Source organism: Parasphingorhabdus sp., assembly GCF_041748495.1.
GTDB lineage: Bacteria > Pseudomonadota > Alphaproteobacteria > Sphingomonadales > Sphingomonadaceae > Parasphingorhabdus.
This window is the reverse complement of the sequence record NZ_JBGTDD010000095.1, coordinates 18,425-32,438: the sequence shown is the minus strand read 5'-3', so window position 1 is coordinate 32,438 and position 14,014 is coordinate 18,425. Positions and strand designations below refer to the sequence as shown.

The following is a 14,014-nucleotide window of genomic DNA, read 5'->3' as shown; positions in this document are numbered from 1 at the left end:
TGGCGACGCACTGATGGAAGTCGCCTTTGTGCCCGATACCGAATTCACGGCGCAGGAAGTGCTGGAAACCAATGTCTATGCCGATACCGGCATGTGGCTGGCGCGGCCCGAACTGGTCAAGGGCAATCCAGCGCTCTGGTTGCCGGAAGGTTTTATGGAAACCGAGTCCGAAACCGGGGCGGCGGTGCCCGAGGGCGATAAAGCCGCCGTCTTTTTCATCCACCCCACATCTTTCCTCAAGAAAGACCTCTGGAATGCGCCATTGGATGATAAGGAATCGCAGGCCCGCGCGCGGATATTCCTGCGGGGCCAAGCGAGCGCGTTCAACGCTGTCGGGGAAGTCTGGGCTCCGCGCTATCGGCAAGCGACGCTGGGCGCGTTTCTGACCGACAAGCCGGAAGGACAACAGGCGCTGGACGCCGCCTATCAGGATGTACTGGCTGCCTTCGATTATTTCATCCGCGAGGTCCCGGGTGACCAACCGATCATTCTGGCCGGGCATAGCCAGGGCAGCCTGCATCTGACCAATCTGCTCAAGGACCGGGTCGCGGGCACGCCGCTCGCTAGCCGGATCGTTGCCGCTTATGTTGTCGGCTGGCCGGTTTCGGAAGAAACGGACATATCGGAAATGGGTCTCGAGAGCTGCGGAACACCGGAGCAGACGCGTTGCATTTTGAGCTGGCAGAGCTTTGCGGAACCCGCAGATTATGGCCGGATCATCGAAGTCTATGACATGACGATCGGCTTCAATGGCCAGCCGCGCAAGGATAGCAAGCTGCTGTGCTCCAATCCGATCAACGGTGACATCGATTCGGTGGCCGACGCATCGGCCAACCTTGGTACGCTGGTGCCCAATGACGATCTGAGCGAGGCGACTCTCGTGGTCGGTGCGGTTCCGGCAAAATGCGACAAGCGCGGCTTTCTGCTGATCGGTGATCCGCCGGAAATCGGTCCCTATGCGCTGCCGGGGAATAATTATCATGTCTATGATTACAGCCTGTACTGGACCAATATCCGGGCCGATGTGCAACGAAGGATGATGGCATTTCTGGCGGGTTGATCAGCGACGATGTGCAGGCCTTCAGCCGCGCTCTGCCGGATGGCGGAAGGCTGCTGGGACTGGATGTCGGTACGAAGACCGTCGGCATGGCGCTGTGCGATTCTCACTGGACCTTCGCCACGGCGGCCGAAACGATCGAGCGACGCAAATTTTCCAAGGATCTCGAACGCATCAAGGCGGTGATTGCGGAACAGAATATCGCCGGAATTGTCGCCGGCCTGCCGCTCAATCTGGATGGCAGCCAGAGCCAGCAGACCCAGGCGGCGCGGTCTTTCGCGCAAAATCTGAAGCCGCTTGGCTTGCCGATCCTGTTGTGGGACGAACGGTGGAGCACGCAGGCGGTTACCCGAGATCTGATTGCATCCGACGTCAGCCGAAAAAAACGGGCCAAGGTCGTCGACAAGATGGCAGCGGCTTATATTTTGCAGGGTGCCATAGACAGGCTTGCCGCACTCGGCTGATGCCTCTATAGCACCCGCTTTAATGACATCGCAGCAAACAGGTTCACCGCATCAGTTTCCCACCGGATCGGATGCTTTCCCTCACCGTCATCTATTGGGCATTGCCGGGCTGCAGCCGTGGGAGATATTGTTCCTGCTGGAAGAGGCCAAGCAATGGGTCGATCTCAACAAGAAATCCAGCAAGCATGCGGACTGCCTGGATGGCCTGACCGTGATCAATGCGTTTTTCGAGAATAGCACGAGAACGCTGCTGTCCTTCGAAATTGCCGGGAAGCGCATGGGGGCGGATGTCGTCAATATGCACGCGGCCCAATCGAGCATCAAGAAGGGCGAAACGCTGATCGATACGGCGGTGACGCTGAACGCCATGAAAGCCGACGCCATCGTCATTCGTCATGGCAGTTCCGGTGCGGTCCAGCTCATCGCCGACAAGGTCGACTGTCCGGTGCTCAACGCCGGCGACGGCAGCCACGAGCATCCGACCCAGGCGCTGCTGGATGCATTGACGATTCAGCGCCGCAAGGGCGACATCAGCGGACTGACGGTGACCATATGCGGTGATGTGATGCATAGCCGGGTGGCGCGATCCAATATCTATTGCCTGAAGACGCTCGGAGCGAAAGTCCGCGTCTGCGCACCCCCTTCGCTGCTGCCTGCCGCACTGGACCGGTTCAATGTCGAGATTTTCACCAATTTCGACCAGGCGCTGGTCGGCAGCGATGTCGTGATGATGCTACGGCTGCAGAATGAGCGGATGAACGGGGATTTCATTCCCAGTCCGCGGGAATATCATTATCTTTACGGACTGACCCGGGAACGGCTGGCGCTTGCCAGTGACGATGCACTGGTGATGCATCCCGGTCCGATGAACCGGGGCATCGAAATTGACAGCGATGTTGCCGATGACCTGACCCATTCGGCGATCACCGAACAGGTCGAGATGGGAGTGGCGGTGCGGATGGCCTGTCTCGACATATTGACTCGCAAATCCCGCGGCGTGGAGGGCTGGTCATGAAGCAGATCTTCACTAACGCTCGGCTGGTTTTGCCCAATGAAGCGCAGCCCCAACATGGTCGACTGATTGTCGAGGGGGATCGTATTGCCCGGACAGGAGCTGCCACCGATGCCGAAACCGGCGGAGAAACTGACTGTAAAGGCAGGCTGTTGGCGCCCGGCATTGTCGATCTTGGCGTGTTCGCGATCGACAAACCGGCCTTTCGCTTTGGCGGCATCACCAGAGCCGCGCTGATGCCTGACCAGTCGCCGGTTCTCGATCTGCCCGCAATGATCAAACAAAGCGCCACGGCGGGCAAGCCGGACCTGTGGTCCCATCCAATCGCTGCGGCGACCACGGGTCTGGAAGGCAAACGGCTGGCCGAAATCGGACTGATGAAGCGATCGGGAGCGAAAGCCGTGGCGACGGGTCGGCAATGGATAGCCGACAGCGGCATCATGCTGAGGTTGCTGCAATATTGCAAATCACTGGATCTGCCGCTGATCGTGCACAGCGAGGATGCCGGACTGACGCAAGGGGCGGTTGCCACCAACAGCGAAACCGCGACCCGGCTGGGCTTGGCCAGCGCACCGGCTGCAGCCGAAGCCGTGTCGATTGCCCGCGATCTGGCGCTGGTCCGCGAATCCGGGGCGGATGTGCATTTTCGTCAGGTTACCACCGAGGCCGGCCTTAACCTGATCCGGGCGGCCAAATCCGAAAATCTGCCAGTGACTTGCGGGATCACCCCGGCCCATCTGCTGTTGTCCGATATCGCGATCAGCGATTTCCGGACATTCGCCCGGCTGTCCCCACCGCTGCGGAGCGAGGAAAATCGTCTGGCCTGTATCGAAGCCGTAAGGGACGGAACCATCGACGTGATTTCGTCCGGTCACGATCCGCGCGGTCCCGAGGACAAGCGCCTGCCTTATGCCGAAGCCGCGCCGGGGATGGCGGGAGCAGAGACGTTGCTGGCCCTGTCCTTCACGCTGGTCCGCGATGACATTATTTCGATCGGTCGCCTGTTCGAGCTGTTGTCAGCCAATCCCGCAAAAATTCTGGGGGTGGAGGCGGGCTCGCTGCAGCCGGACTATCAAGCCGATTTCATCCTGATCGACGAGGACGCGCCGTGGCAGGTCGATACCCGCAAAATGGCGGCGGCTGCCGGCAATACGCCGTTCGACGGGCTGCCGGTCCAGGGCCGGGTGTCGGCAATCTATAAAGGCGGCAGAGCTTGCTAGCCTGCCGCCGCTAATCCGTTGGGGCTGGCTTAACGCGCCGCCAATTTTGTCGCAGGCTGACTGGCCATGCGCGATGGCGCGACTTTGTTCACGCCCGTTGCCTGGCGCACGATACAATTGCCGCCTTTGGCCTTGATGCCCGCACACATGGCTCCGGCGGTTTGCGCATTGCCAAAGCCGACGGCGGCCAACCGGTACAGCGTCCGGCCCTTCACATTGATTCGTGAACTGGCATATTGGAACGAGGTTAGTTCGCTGTTTTTGGCGGACAAAATCCCCCAGGCGCGCTTGGCATTTTCCGGCGAAGAAAAAGCACCGAGCTGCACCAGATGGGTTCCAGTGGTCTGGTCTGCACTATTCGTGGTGGGCTGATAGGCAGCTTTTTGTAACATCGGCTTGGGAGACATGCTGGTTTGCACGGCGGCGGTTCTTGCCGGGGCCGGCCTGTCGCTCTCGGTCACAAATTTTGTTGTAGGAGCGGCACGGACCGGATTGGTCGCTGCCTTGATCAGCGGAGCATCGGCCGTGGATTTTGCTGTCGCGCTGCTGGCCGGTAGGGAGACAGACGCCACTTTGACGTTATTTTCCGCGGCCAGAAAATCGACCTCGGCATCGTCTTTTGGCGATGGCCCAATGGCCGGCAACGGGCTGTTGCGATCGAAACTGGCCACTTCGCGGCCATAATCCTGGGCTGGCGACGCTGCGACATCGGTCGGCGCGTAGCTCGACTGGAGCGCCAGTTGCACCGGCTGGCCCGGATCATTGGCGACCGGAGTGACATTGAGCACGGTGGCAACGCGCGTAGCATATGCGCCGGGGCGTGCCATCTGGGCCCATTCCATCACCCGGTCATTGACCGCTGCCGGTGCCACATCCTGCATCGCCATCAACTTGGCCTCTTTCCAGCGGCCGTCCAGTGCATAAGCGAGGCCGAGATTCTGGCGGGTACGACCGGTGGCGCTGGATCCGCGGATCGCTTGTTCCAATATTTCAATCGCGGATTTGCTGTCACCGCAGAGTGCCAGAGCAAGGCCATAGTCAGCGGACGGAATATATTGGCGATTATTGACGATGAGCGATTTCGCCTTGTCCGCCTTGCCCTGACCCAATTGGGTCAGGCTGAGGCTCAGGATCGTGCGCGCGTCGGACTTGCCGAGCTCCATGGCATCCTGAAAACTGCGTTCCGCCGAAGCCAGACGCCCGGCGGCCAGATAGGCCTGTCCCAGCAGCGCCCGTGTTTCAGGATCGCTGCCAACCCCAGCAACCGAGCGTTCCGCGTAGGCAATTGCTACGTCGAGATCGCCTTTCGCCAATGCCTCTTCAGCTTTTTTGGCATATTTGGCGCTATCTTTTGCGGTCGCCGGCTTGCCGGAAATGGATGCGACGGAATCGCCGCCAAAGGGACCACATCCGGTCAACATGGTGGCAAACACCATGGACGAAGCAGCCATTTTCAAAATCACATCGCGTTTCATCTCTATGCCCTCGCAATAAAAGTCAGTCGTATTCGTTCAAAATTCTCTTCAAGTCCGTTTCAGGCCGCTCCGCGTGACGGAATGCGTTTGGCCAAGTCATCCAGTTCGGGGATAGACTTCAAATATTCATCCACAGCCTTGGTTACCAATTGCTGCGCCGAGACGTTTTTCACGGCTGTCGCCAGGCGCAATTTCAGATGCCGTTCCGGGTCCAGGCGCAGGGTGAATGCCGTTTTTGCCTTGCGGGTCCGCGATTTCGTGGCGGCACGCGGTTTTGCATTTTCGCGCTGCTGAATCCTGTCTGCTGCCAATAGGGCTGAACTTTCAGCCAGCGGCTGAACTTCGCGGGAAATGGATAATGGCACCGGGACGGTAGCCGCTTCCGTTTCGCTTGCCTCCGCCACCGGTTCAGCAACCGGCATTGCGCCCAGTTTGGCGGCAATTTCTTCCTGTTGCTGCCGCACGGCGGCATTGGGATTGGGGATCGCTCCGGCCAGCGGATTATGGTGAACATGTTCGATCGGATGGGCGTCATGATCGGGATCAACATCATAACCCATATCATTCCATCCCAGATCCTCATGCGTTTCACCGAGGTGGTCGGACGAATGGTCGGGAAAATTCGAGAAGCCCTGGCGACGCATCGCCGGCTTGGCACCACCTTTTCGGGCCAGCAGGCTGGACGAAAGGGACGCAAGTGGTTTCGGATCGCTCATTTTTTCAGCCTTTCCAATCACGAACCAACTACCCGGCGGCCAAAATTGCCGCCTGGCCGGTGCATGCCCGGATTGACATTCTGTGCCATCGCCGGTGCGCTGAAAATTGTCCGGCGGAAATTTTTCTCGAGCCGGTCAGAAATATAGGACCAGAGCTGGACCACCTCTTGCGCCGATCGGCTTTTCGGATCGACTTCCATGACGGTACGGCCATCGATCATTGAGCCGGCAAAATCGGTGCGATGGTGAACGGTGATCGGGGCAACGGTACCGTGCTGAGACAGAGCGACAGCGGCTTCCGAGGTAATTTTCGCTTTCGGGGTCGCACCATTCACCACGAACAGCAACGGTTTGCCAGCGCGTTCGCAAAGGTCGACGGTCGCGCCAACGGCTCGCAGATCGTGCGGACTGGGCCGGGTCGGAATGACGATAAGCTCTGCGACCGAGATCACGCTCTGGATCGCCATGGTGATGGCCGGCGGGGTATCGATCACGGCCAGCTTGAATCCCTGCTGGCGCAAGATCGCCAGATCCGACGCGAGCCGGGAAACCGTGGTTTGGGCAAAAGCGGGCAATTCGGCTTCCCGCTCATTCCACCAGTCAGCCAAGGAGCCCTGTGGATCAATATCAATCAATACGACGGGGCCTGCCCCGGCCAGTTGTGCCTGTACAGCCAGGTGACCCGACAAAGTTGTCTTGCCGGACCCTCCCTTTTGCGAAGCCATTGCTAGAACTCGCACGCTCTTCCCCTTGTTCAATCACGGCAGAATTTAGCCGAAAATTTCTAATCGGATTCTTTTGTGACAGAACAGGTCTAAAATAGGGTTAACAAGCTCATGGCAAATTTTGCTCCGGCGCGACTATGGTTTCGTCGAGCCCGGCGGGGGTTCCAGAACCATCAGCCCCCAGTTTTTGCTAGACTTGAAGAGTCCCGGCAGTTTAGCATGATCAAAACGGCTAATGGCGCGTTAATTTTGACATTGATTATCAAGGATTGTTCCATGAAAAAGGCCCATCATTCCTTCGCTCCGTTGCTCGGCATGGCGCTCATGCTCGTTTCGACGCCGGCCTTGGCGGACGTAAAGGCCGGGGTCGATGCTTGGGGACGAGGCGATTTTCAAACTGCACTCAACGAATGGCGCGGACCAGCCGCGAAAGGCGATGCCGATGCGCAGTTCAATTTAGGCCAGGCCTATAAACTGGGTAGAGGCGTTCCCCAGGATCTGCAGCAGGCGGAATCCTGGTACAAGAAAGCCGCGGACCAGGGTCATCTGCAAGCCAATGACAATTACGGGCTGATTTTGTTCCAGGCCAACCGCCGCAGCGAAGCTTTGCCCTATTTGCAGGCATCCGCCCAGCGCGGCGAACCGCGGGCGCAATATGTTCTGGGGACCGCCCATTTCAACGGCGACTTTGTCGAAAAGGACTGGATCAAGGCTTATGCCATGATGACCCGCGCATCGGCCCAGCAATTGCCGCAGGCCACTTCCAACCTGGCCCAGATGGATCGTTTCATCCCGATCGAGGATCGGCGGCGGGCGATAGAACTGGCTGGCCAGATGGAGCTGGATGAGAAGCGGGTGAGGACAGCACAGCTTGGCGGTCTGCGCCCGGTTCCGTCGACCGGCGTGGTACAGACTGCGCAACTGCCGCCGTCCGGCCCGGCGAATCCTGATCCAGCTCCGGCTCCGATCACGCCCGGCGTGACATATGCATCCCCGACCACGACAGTGCCCGCAGCAGCGCCGACACCGGCACCGGTTGCGCCGGTTGCCACAGCAGCGCCGGTGCTGGCTGCTGCCAGCGGTGACTGGCGGGTGCAACTGGGGGCATTTAGCGACGAGAATAAAGCCAAAAATCTCTGGAACTCGCTCGAGCGCCGCGTTTCCGCCTTGTCCGGAATGCAGCCCTATCTGGTCAAGGCCGGCGGAATCACCCGTTTGCAGGCAGGACCATTTGCGACCCAGTCACAAGCGGAAACAATGTGCGGCAGCGTCAAGGCTGCCGGCAATGATTGCATCACCAGGAAGCGCTAGTCGCGTTCAATGGGATGATGGGGTGATCCACTGATCGGCGGCGATGCCCTGAATATATAGCAAGGCCGTCAAATCATTGTGCCGGATCGCCACATCGGCGGCCGCAGCCGCCTTGGGTTTGGCATGATAAGCGACGCCCAGACCCGCGCGTTCGAGCATCGGGATATCATTGGCTCCGTCACCAACCGCCATGCACAGGTCCAGTGGCAGGCTGGCCGCTTGTGCATGGGATTCCAGCAATTGCTCTTTCCGGCTCGAATCGACAATCGGGCCGTCGAGCGCGCCGGTCAACTGGCTGCCCTCTTCCCCGAGAATATTGGCGTGAAAGGAATCGAAACCAATGGCCTGCGCGACAGGCTTGGCAAATCTTGTGAATCCGCCAGACACCAGAATCGTCGACGCACCGCTGCCCGCCATGGTGCGAACGAGTATCTCGGCGCCGGGCATGATATTCACCCGTTCGTCCAGACATTGCTGGATCGCCGCACTATCCAGCCCTTCCAGCAGCGCCACCCTGCCCCGCAGCGCTTCTTCAAAATCCAGCTCGCCCAGCATGGCCCGTTCGGTGATCGCGGCAATTTGCGGCTTGATCCCGGCATAGTCGGCCAGTTCATCGATGCATTCGATGGTGATCATCGTGCTGTCCATATCGGAAATCAGCAACTTTTTCAGCCGATTGGCTTGCGGTTGCACGGCAATATCGATCGGCCCGTCGATGGTTTCGAGATGCGCACGGGCGGAAACGGGGTCTCCTGCAAAGAAAATGTCCAGCACCCGCCCGTCGATCAGGTCGGACTGGCGGATGATCCGGGCACCGGATGCGACGAGGCTCGCCAGAGCCGTCCTAATATCTCTCTCCTTGAGAGATTCTTTTGCTATGAGCGTCGCGATGAACATGATTTCTCCGAAACAGGACAGGAACGTGGCACTGGTCGTTGGCCCGACGGCCAGCGGCAAATCCGCCTTGGCATTGGACCTTGCCAAAAAGCAACCCTCGCTGATCATCAATGCCGATAGCGCGCAGGTCTACCGCGATCTCACCGTCCTCAGCGCGCGGCCCACCGAAGACGAGATGCAGGGCTTCGAACATCAGCTGTTCGGCTATATTGATGGCAGCGAAGCCTGTTCCGCTGCGCGCTGGGCCGGTGACGCCAAGACGGCCATCCGTGAGGCCCATGAGCGCGATTTTTTACCGATACTGGTCGGTGGCACCGGGCTTTATGTGCGGGTCCTGCTCGAGGGTATTGCTCCGATTCCCGATATTGACCCTGATATCCGCAAGGCGGTCAGGAAACTGGAAACATTGGAAGCATATGAGGCCTTGAAAAAATTGGACCCTATGTCCGCAGAACGGCTGAATTCCAAGGATATGACCCGAATTCAGCGAGCGCTGGAAGTGGTCCGGTCTTCCGGTCGGCCGCTGGACCACTGGCAAAGGCAGAAGGTCGGTGGTATCGCCCGGGACATCACACTGCGCCCGCTGGTGTTGCTGCCACCGCGCGAATGGCTTTACCAGCGCTGCGATGACCGGTTCCAGGCGATGATCGACGCGGGTGCGGGGGAGGAAGTGCAGCAACTTCTGTCCCGCAATCTCCCTGCAAACCTGCCGGTGATGCGAGCGATCGGGGTCGCTGAAATTGCCAGCTGGCTGGCCGGAGAGATCAGCCTGGCGGCCGCTATCGAGCGGGCGCGGATCGCGACACGGCAATATGCCAAGCGGCAATATACCTGGTTCCGCAACCAGAGCCCGCCAGATTGGCAGAGGATCGAACAGCCATTATATAACGATAATCAAGATTTAATTGAAACTATATTACGTAATTAGGCCTTGACACAATATATTCAGATATGTAGCGAGCCCTCGATTAACAAAGTCTTGCCTATTGCGGTGCGGTGCATCATGGCTGGCGGGCAGCGTGAAACTGACAGTGAACAGAGTTATTGGAGCTTAATGTGGCCGAAAAAAGCGGCGCCGACATATTGGTCGAAACCCTGCTGGATCTGGGTGTGGATACCGTTTTCGGCTATCCCGGCGGTGCGGTGCTGCCAATTTATGATGCGCTGTACGAGCATCCCAAGATCAAGCATATATTGGTCCGGCACGAACAGGCGGCGACCCATGCCGCGGAAGGCTATGCGCGGTCTACCGGCAAGCCAGGGGTGGTCCTGGTAACCTCGGGTCCGGGCGCGACCAATGCGGTCACCGGTATCACCGATGCGCTGATGGACAGTATTCCCATGGTCGTCATCACCGGCCAGGTTGCAACCAATCTGATCGGCACCGATGCCTTTCAGGAGGCGGACACCATCGGCATCACCCGCCATTGCACCAAACATAATTATCTGGTCAAAAAGCCCTCCGATCTGGCGCATGTCGTGCAGGAAGCCTTTCATATCGCTACCCAGGGCCGTCCGGGTCCGGTGGTCATCGACATTCCCAAGAATGTCCAGGTGGCGGCAGCAGAATTCAGTCGCCACACGGCCAAGGGCAATTCCCGCTACCAGCCCCAGACCGAAGGGGATTTCAAGGCGATCAACAGCGCCGCCGAGATGATCATGAGCGCGAAGGCGCCGATCCTCTATACCGGCGGCGGAATCATCAACAGCGGGCCAAAGGCAAGCAAAACTTTGCGGGAACTGGCCGAGATGCTGGGATGTCCGGTCACCTCGACGCTGATGGGACTGGGCGCATTCCCGGCTTCTTCGGAACAATGGCTTGGCATGCTCGGCATGCACGGCACGTTCGAGGCCAATATGGCGATGAACAAGGCGGATCTCGTGGTCTGCCTGGGCGCGCGCTTTGACGACCGGATCACCGGGCGGCTCGACGCCTTTTCACCGCACAGCAAGAAAATCCATGTCGATATCGACCGGTCGTCGATCAACAAGACGATCCGCGTCGATCTGCCGGTTGTCGGCGATGTCGGCCGAGTGATGGAGCAGCTGATCGCGGTGCTCAAGGGTCGCCGCTTTGCCAAGCCGGACCATGAAGAATGGTGGTCACGGATCAAGGGCTGGCGAGCAACAAAATGCCTGGAATATCCCGAGAGCAAAAAGGAAATCATGCCGCAACTGGCGATTCGCAGACTGTGGGAAGCGACTCACGAACGCGAGCCGATCATCACCACCGAAGTCGGTCAGCATCAGATGTGGGCAGCCCAGCATTTCGACTTTGAGAAGCCGAATAAATGGCTGACCAGCGGTGGTCTGGGGACAATGGGCTATGGCCTGCCCGCCGCGATTGGCGCGCAACTGGGCAATCCCGATGCGCTGGTCATCGATATTGCTGGCGAAGCGTCGATCCAGATGAATATCCAGGAGCTCGGCACCGCCACCCAATATCGCCTGCCGGTAAAGATATTCATCCTCAACAATGAATATATGGGGATGGTCCGTCAATGGCAGGAACTGACCTATGAAAGCCGTTATTCAAATAGTTACAGCGATAGCTTGCCAGATTTTGTGAAGCTTGCGGAAAGCTATGACTGGACCGGCATCCGCATCGAGGATCCGGCCGATCTCGACGCCGGCATCAAGAAAATGCTGGAAACCGACGGTCCGGTCCTGGTCGATTGCCGCGTCTCCAAGCTCGCCAACTGCTTCCCGATGATCCCCTCTGGGGCAGCCCATACCGACATGCTGCTATCGGCCGAGGATGTGTTGGGCACGATGGACGACCAAGCAAAGGCGCTGGTGTGATGCATATACAGGAAGAAGCTGTCGAACGGCATGTTCTGGCCCTGCTGGTCGACAATGAAGCCGGGATTTTGGCCCGGATCGCCGGGATGTTCACTGCACGCGGCTATAATATCGACAGCCTGACGGTAGCTGATATCAGCGAAGATCATGCGGTCAGCCGGATCACCATTGCCACCAACGGCCCGCCGCACGTGATCGAGCAGATCATCGCCCAGCTCGACCGGCTGGTGCCGGTGCACAGCGTCCGCGACCTCACCGAATCCGGTCCCCATGTCCAGCGCGAGCTGGCGCTGGTCAAAGTCGCCGGCAAGGGCGAGAATCGCATTGAAGCGATGCGGCTAGCCGACGCCTATCGCGCCCGGATTGTCGATGCCTCCACCGAGAGTTTCATCTTCGAGATTACCGGCGCGCCGGAGAAGATCGAGGCATTTGTTGCACTGATGCGGGAAGTCGGCCTCGTCGAGGTCGGGCGAACCGGCGTGGTCGCGGTCGGACGCGGACCAAACGCCGGTTAATCCAACATAATTTCAAGCCAAAAAAGATACGAAGGACCATCACATGAAAGTCTATTACGACGCCGACGCGGATATGAACCTGATCACAGACAAGAAAATCGCGATCGTCGGTTATGGCAGCCAAGGCCATGCCCATGCCCAGAATCTCCGCGACAGCGGCGTCAAGGATGTGGCCATTGCCCTGCGCGCCGGTTCAGCGACCGCGAAGAAGGCCGAAGCCGCCGGATTTCAGGTGATGACCAATCAGGACGCAGCAGCGTGGGCCGATATTGTCATGATCCTCGCGCCCGATGAGCATCAGGCGGCGATCTATGCCGATGACCTGCACGACAATATGAAAGAGGGCGCCGCCCTCGCCTTCGCTCATGGCCTCAACATTCATTTCGGCCTGATCGAGGCGCGCGCCGATCTTGATGTCATCATGATCGCCCCGAAAGGCCCCGGCCACACGGTGCGCAGCGAATATCAGCGCGGCGGCGGCGTCCCCTGCCTGATCGCGATCGACCGCGACGTATCCGGCAATGCCCATGATGTCGCGCTGGCCTATGCCTCCGGTGTTGGCGGCGGCCGCAGCGGGATTATCGAAACCAATTTCCGCGAGGAATGCGAGACTGATCTGTTTGGTGAACAGGCGGTATTGTGTGGCGGCATCACCCATCTGATCCAGGCAGGCTTCGAAACCCTGACCGAAGCCGGCTATGCCCCGGAAATGGCCTATTTCGAATGTCTGCACGAAACCAAGCTGATCGTCGATCTGCTGTACGAGGGTGGCATTGCCAATATGCGCTATTCGATCTCCAACACCGCAGAATATGGCGATATCACGACCGGCCCGCGGATCATCACCGCCGAAACCAAGGCGGAAATGAAGCGGGTATTGGCCGATATTCAATCCGGGCGCTTCGTGAAGAATTTTGTCCTCGACAACCGGGCCGGACAGCCGGAACTCAAGGCCGCGCGCAAGGCAGCGGAAGCCCATCCGATCGAGGAAACCGGTGCCCAGCTGCGCGCGATGATGCCCTGGATTGGCGCGAACAAACTGGTCGACAAAGAAAAGAACTAGTTCCGGACGGGCGGTCCGTTTTCAGACCGCCCGGCTGCAACCGGTGAGTTTTCCGTGGTTTTTTGCGATGTCTCGATCGCTATTCCGTCGCCTTCTGGATATTCCGCCCCTGGCAGGCCGTCAGCTGGTATAATGCTCGCTGGCATCATGGGTCGGGTAATTTTTGTCGCCTTTTCTGATGAAACCCGGAATATCGACCTGCCACTGCCTGGCCACGTCGTTGCTGAAATTCAGATAGAGCTTGTCTTCGACAATCTTGTAAACCTGCGGATCACCCGGTGCGAGCGCATCATCGGCGCCGATGGCCCGGGCGCAATATCCACCATATTGGGGGGCATATTTCAGCGGATTGTCCTGAAATCGATCCGCATTTGCCGTATTTGCGAACTGATAGTCAAAGCCCTGTGCCGGACCCGGAAATCGCTGCTGCCCTTGACCGGTGCCTTGCCGGTGAAATAGCTGACAGCGTCATAGCCGGACAACGCAAGCGTCTCGCCCTTGTTCATGGTGTAGACCGGTCCCCTGGCTATGCCGCCCAGGTCGGCGATCAGCCCCGATGGCACAGAAGCCATCTCGGTTCCGCCATCGACTATGGTCGGTTCCGCAGAACAGGCCGCAATGCCGGTCGTCAGCAAGACAATGGCGACAAGAGATGATTTCATTTCGAGGTCCTTCTCGAAGTCTGGATCTGGTGGCAGAAATGCCCGTCATAGTCGCGTCAAACTTGGTCAGGTTTCGGGCAGTCTGGCAAAAAGGT

The 14,014-nt window shown here is 58.8% G+C and carries 14 protein-coding genes and 1 pseudogene; 9 read left to right on the top strand and 6 right to left on the bottom strand.

The window, feature by feature from the left end; genetic code table 11:
• From ACEW8J_RS08165 to ACEW8J_RS08150, 4 genes are all read left to right on the top strand, one after another.
• On the top strand, window positions 1-1,060 hold a 1,060-nt coding region (locus ACEW8J_RS08165), incomplete at its 5' end, for a DUF3089 domain-containing protein (RefSeq protein ID WP_373491142.1).
• A complete protein-coding gene (gene ruvX / locus ACEW8J_RS08160; protein ID WP_373491141.1) occupies window positions 1,057-1,521 on the top strand; it encodes a Holliday junction resolvase RuvX in 465 nt (154 codons plus the stop codon). The genes ACEW8J_RS08165 and ruvX, both read left to right, overlap by 4 nt.
• 22 nt (window positions 1,522-1,543) lie before the next feature.
• Entirely contained in the window at window positions 1,544-2,536 is a 993-nt protein-coding gene (locus ACEW8J_RS08155) for an aspartate carbamoyltransferase catalytic subunit (RefSeq protein WP_373491140.1), read from the top strand.
• Window positions 2,533-3,753, top strand: coding sequence for a dihydroorotase family protein (locus tag ACEW8J_RS08150; RefSeq protein WP_373491139.1), 1,221 nt, complete (start codon window positions 2,533-2,535; stop codon window positions 3,751-3,753). The genes ACEW8J_RS08155 and ACEW8J_RS08150 overlap by 4 nt, the downstream gene beginning before the upstream one ends.
• A gap of 29 nt (window positions 3,754-3,782) precedes the next feature.
• Here the strand turns inward: ACEW8J_RS08150 and ACEW8J_RS08145 are convergent, their stop codons facing one another.
• Genes ACEW8J_RS08145 through ACEW8J_RS08135 form a run of 3 tightly spaced genes read right to left on the bottom strand, consistent with a single transcriptional unit; the run spans window position 3,783 to window position 6,684 of the window.
• Window positions 3,783-5,228 (bottom strand): SPOR domain-containing protein, encoded by a 1,446-nt coding sequence (locus tag ACEW8J_RS08145; protein WP_373491138.1) that lies wholly within the window; start codon window positions 5,226-5,228, stop codon window positions 3,783-3,785.
• Between the two features lie 59 nt (window positions 5,229-5,287).
• Window positions 5,288-5,944, bottom strand: a complete 657-nt coding sequence (locus ACEW8J_RS08140; RefSeq protein ID WP_373491137.1) for a hypothetical protein — start codon at window positions 5,942-5,944, stop codon at window positions 5,288-5,290.
• A 17-nt stretch (window positions 5,945-5,961) separates the two neighbouring features.
• A complete protein-coding gene (locus ACEW8J_RS08135; protein WP_373491136.1) occupies window positions 5,962-6,684 on the bottom strand; it encodes an AAA family ATPase in 723 nt (240 codons plus the stop codon).
• A 261-nt stretch (window positions 6,685-6,945) separates the two neighbouring features.
• Between ACEW8J_RS08135 and ACEW8J_RS08130 the strand changes: the two genes are divergently transcribed.
• Window positions 6,946-7,980: an SPOR domain-containing protein gene (locus tag ACEW8J_RS08130; RefSeq protein ID WP_373491135.1), complete on the top strand. Its 1,035-nt coding sequence runs from the start codon at window positions 6,946-6,948 to the stop codon at window positions 7,978-7,980.
• 6 nt (window positions 7,981-7,986) lie between these two features.
• Here ACEW8J_RS08130 and serB read toward each other — a convergent pair whose 3' ends face one another.
• A complete protein-coding gene (serB, locus tag ACEW8J_RS08125) occupies window positions 7,987-8,877 on the bottom strand; it encodes a phosphoserine phosphatase SerB (protein WP_373491134.1) in 891 nt (296 codons plus the stop codon).
• Here serB and miaA point away from each other — a divergent pair.
• The 4 genes from miaA to ilvC all read left to right on the top strand — a co-directional run bounded on the left by miaA (window position 8,870) and on the right by ilvC (window position 13,257).
• The gene (gene miaA / locus ACEW8J_RS08120; protein ID WP_373491133.1) at window positions 8,870-9,805 is read left to right on the top strand and encodes a tRNA (adenosine(37)-N6)-dimethylallyltransferase MiaA; all 936 of its coding nucleotides are present in this window, start codon (window positions 8,870-8,872) and stop codon (window positions 9,803-9,805) included. The two genes, serB and miaA, sit on opposite strands and share 8 nt — an antisense overlap.
• Window positions 9,806-9,933: 128 nt before the next feature.
• Window positions 9,934-11,679 carry an acetolactate synthase 3 large subunit gene (locus ACEW8J_RS08115; RefSeq protein ID WP_373491132.1) on the top strand — a complete coding sequence of 582 codons (1,746 nt, stop codon included), beginning with the start codon at window positions 9,934-9,936 and terminating at the stop codon, window positions 11,677-11,679.
• Window positions 11,679-12,194, top strand: coding sequence for an acetolactate synthase small subunit (ilvN, locus tag ACEW8J_RS08110; protein WP_373491131.1), 516 nt, complete (start codon window positions 11,679-11,681; stop codon window positions 12,192-12,194). The genes ACEW8J_RS08115 and ilvN overlap by 1 nt, the downstream gene beginning before the upstream one ends.
• Before the next feature lie 43 nt (window positions 12,195-12,237).
• Window positions 12,238-13,257: a ketol-acid reductoisomerase gene (gene ilvC, locus ACEW8J_RS08105; protein ID WP_373491130.1), complete on the top strand. Its 1,020-nt coding sequence runs from the start codon at window positions 12,238-12,240 to the stop codon at window positions 13,255-13,257.
• Between the two features lie 120 nt (window positions 13,258-13,377).
• Here the strand turns inward: ilvC and ACEW8J_RS08100 are convergent.
• Both ACEW8J_RS08100 and ACEW8J_RS08095 read right to left on the bottom strand, forming a co-directional pair.
• Window positions 13,378-13,653 (bottom strand): annotated as a pseudogene (locus ACEW8J_RS08100) (YHS domain-containing (seleno)protein); the annotation flags it as partial.
• Window positions 13,599-13,919, bottom strand: coding sequence for a hypothetical protein (locus ACEW8J_RS08095; protein WP_373491129.1), 321 nt, complete (start codon window positions 13,917-13,919; stop codon window positions 13,599-13,601). The pseudogene ACEW8J_RS08100 and the gene ACEW8J_RS08095, both read right to left, overlap by 55 nt.
• Between the last annotated feature and the right edge of the window lie 95 nt (window positions 13,920-14,014).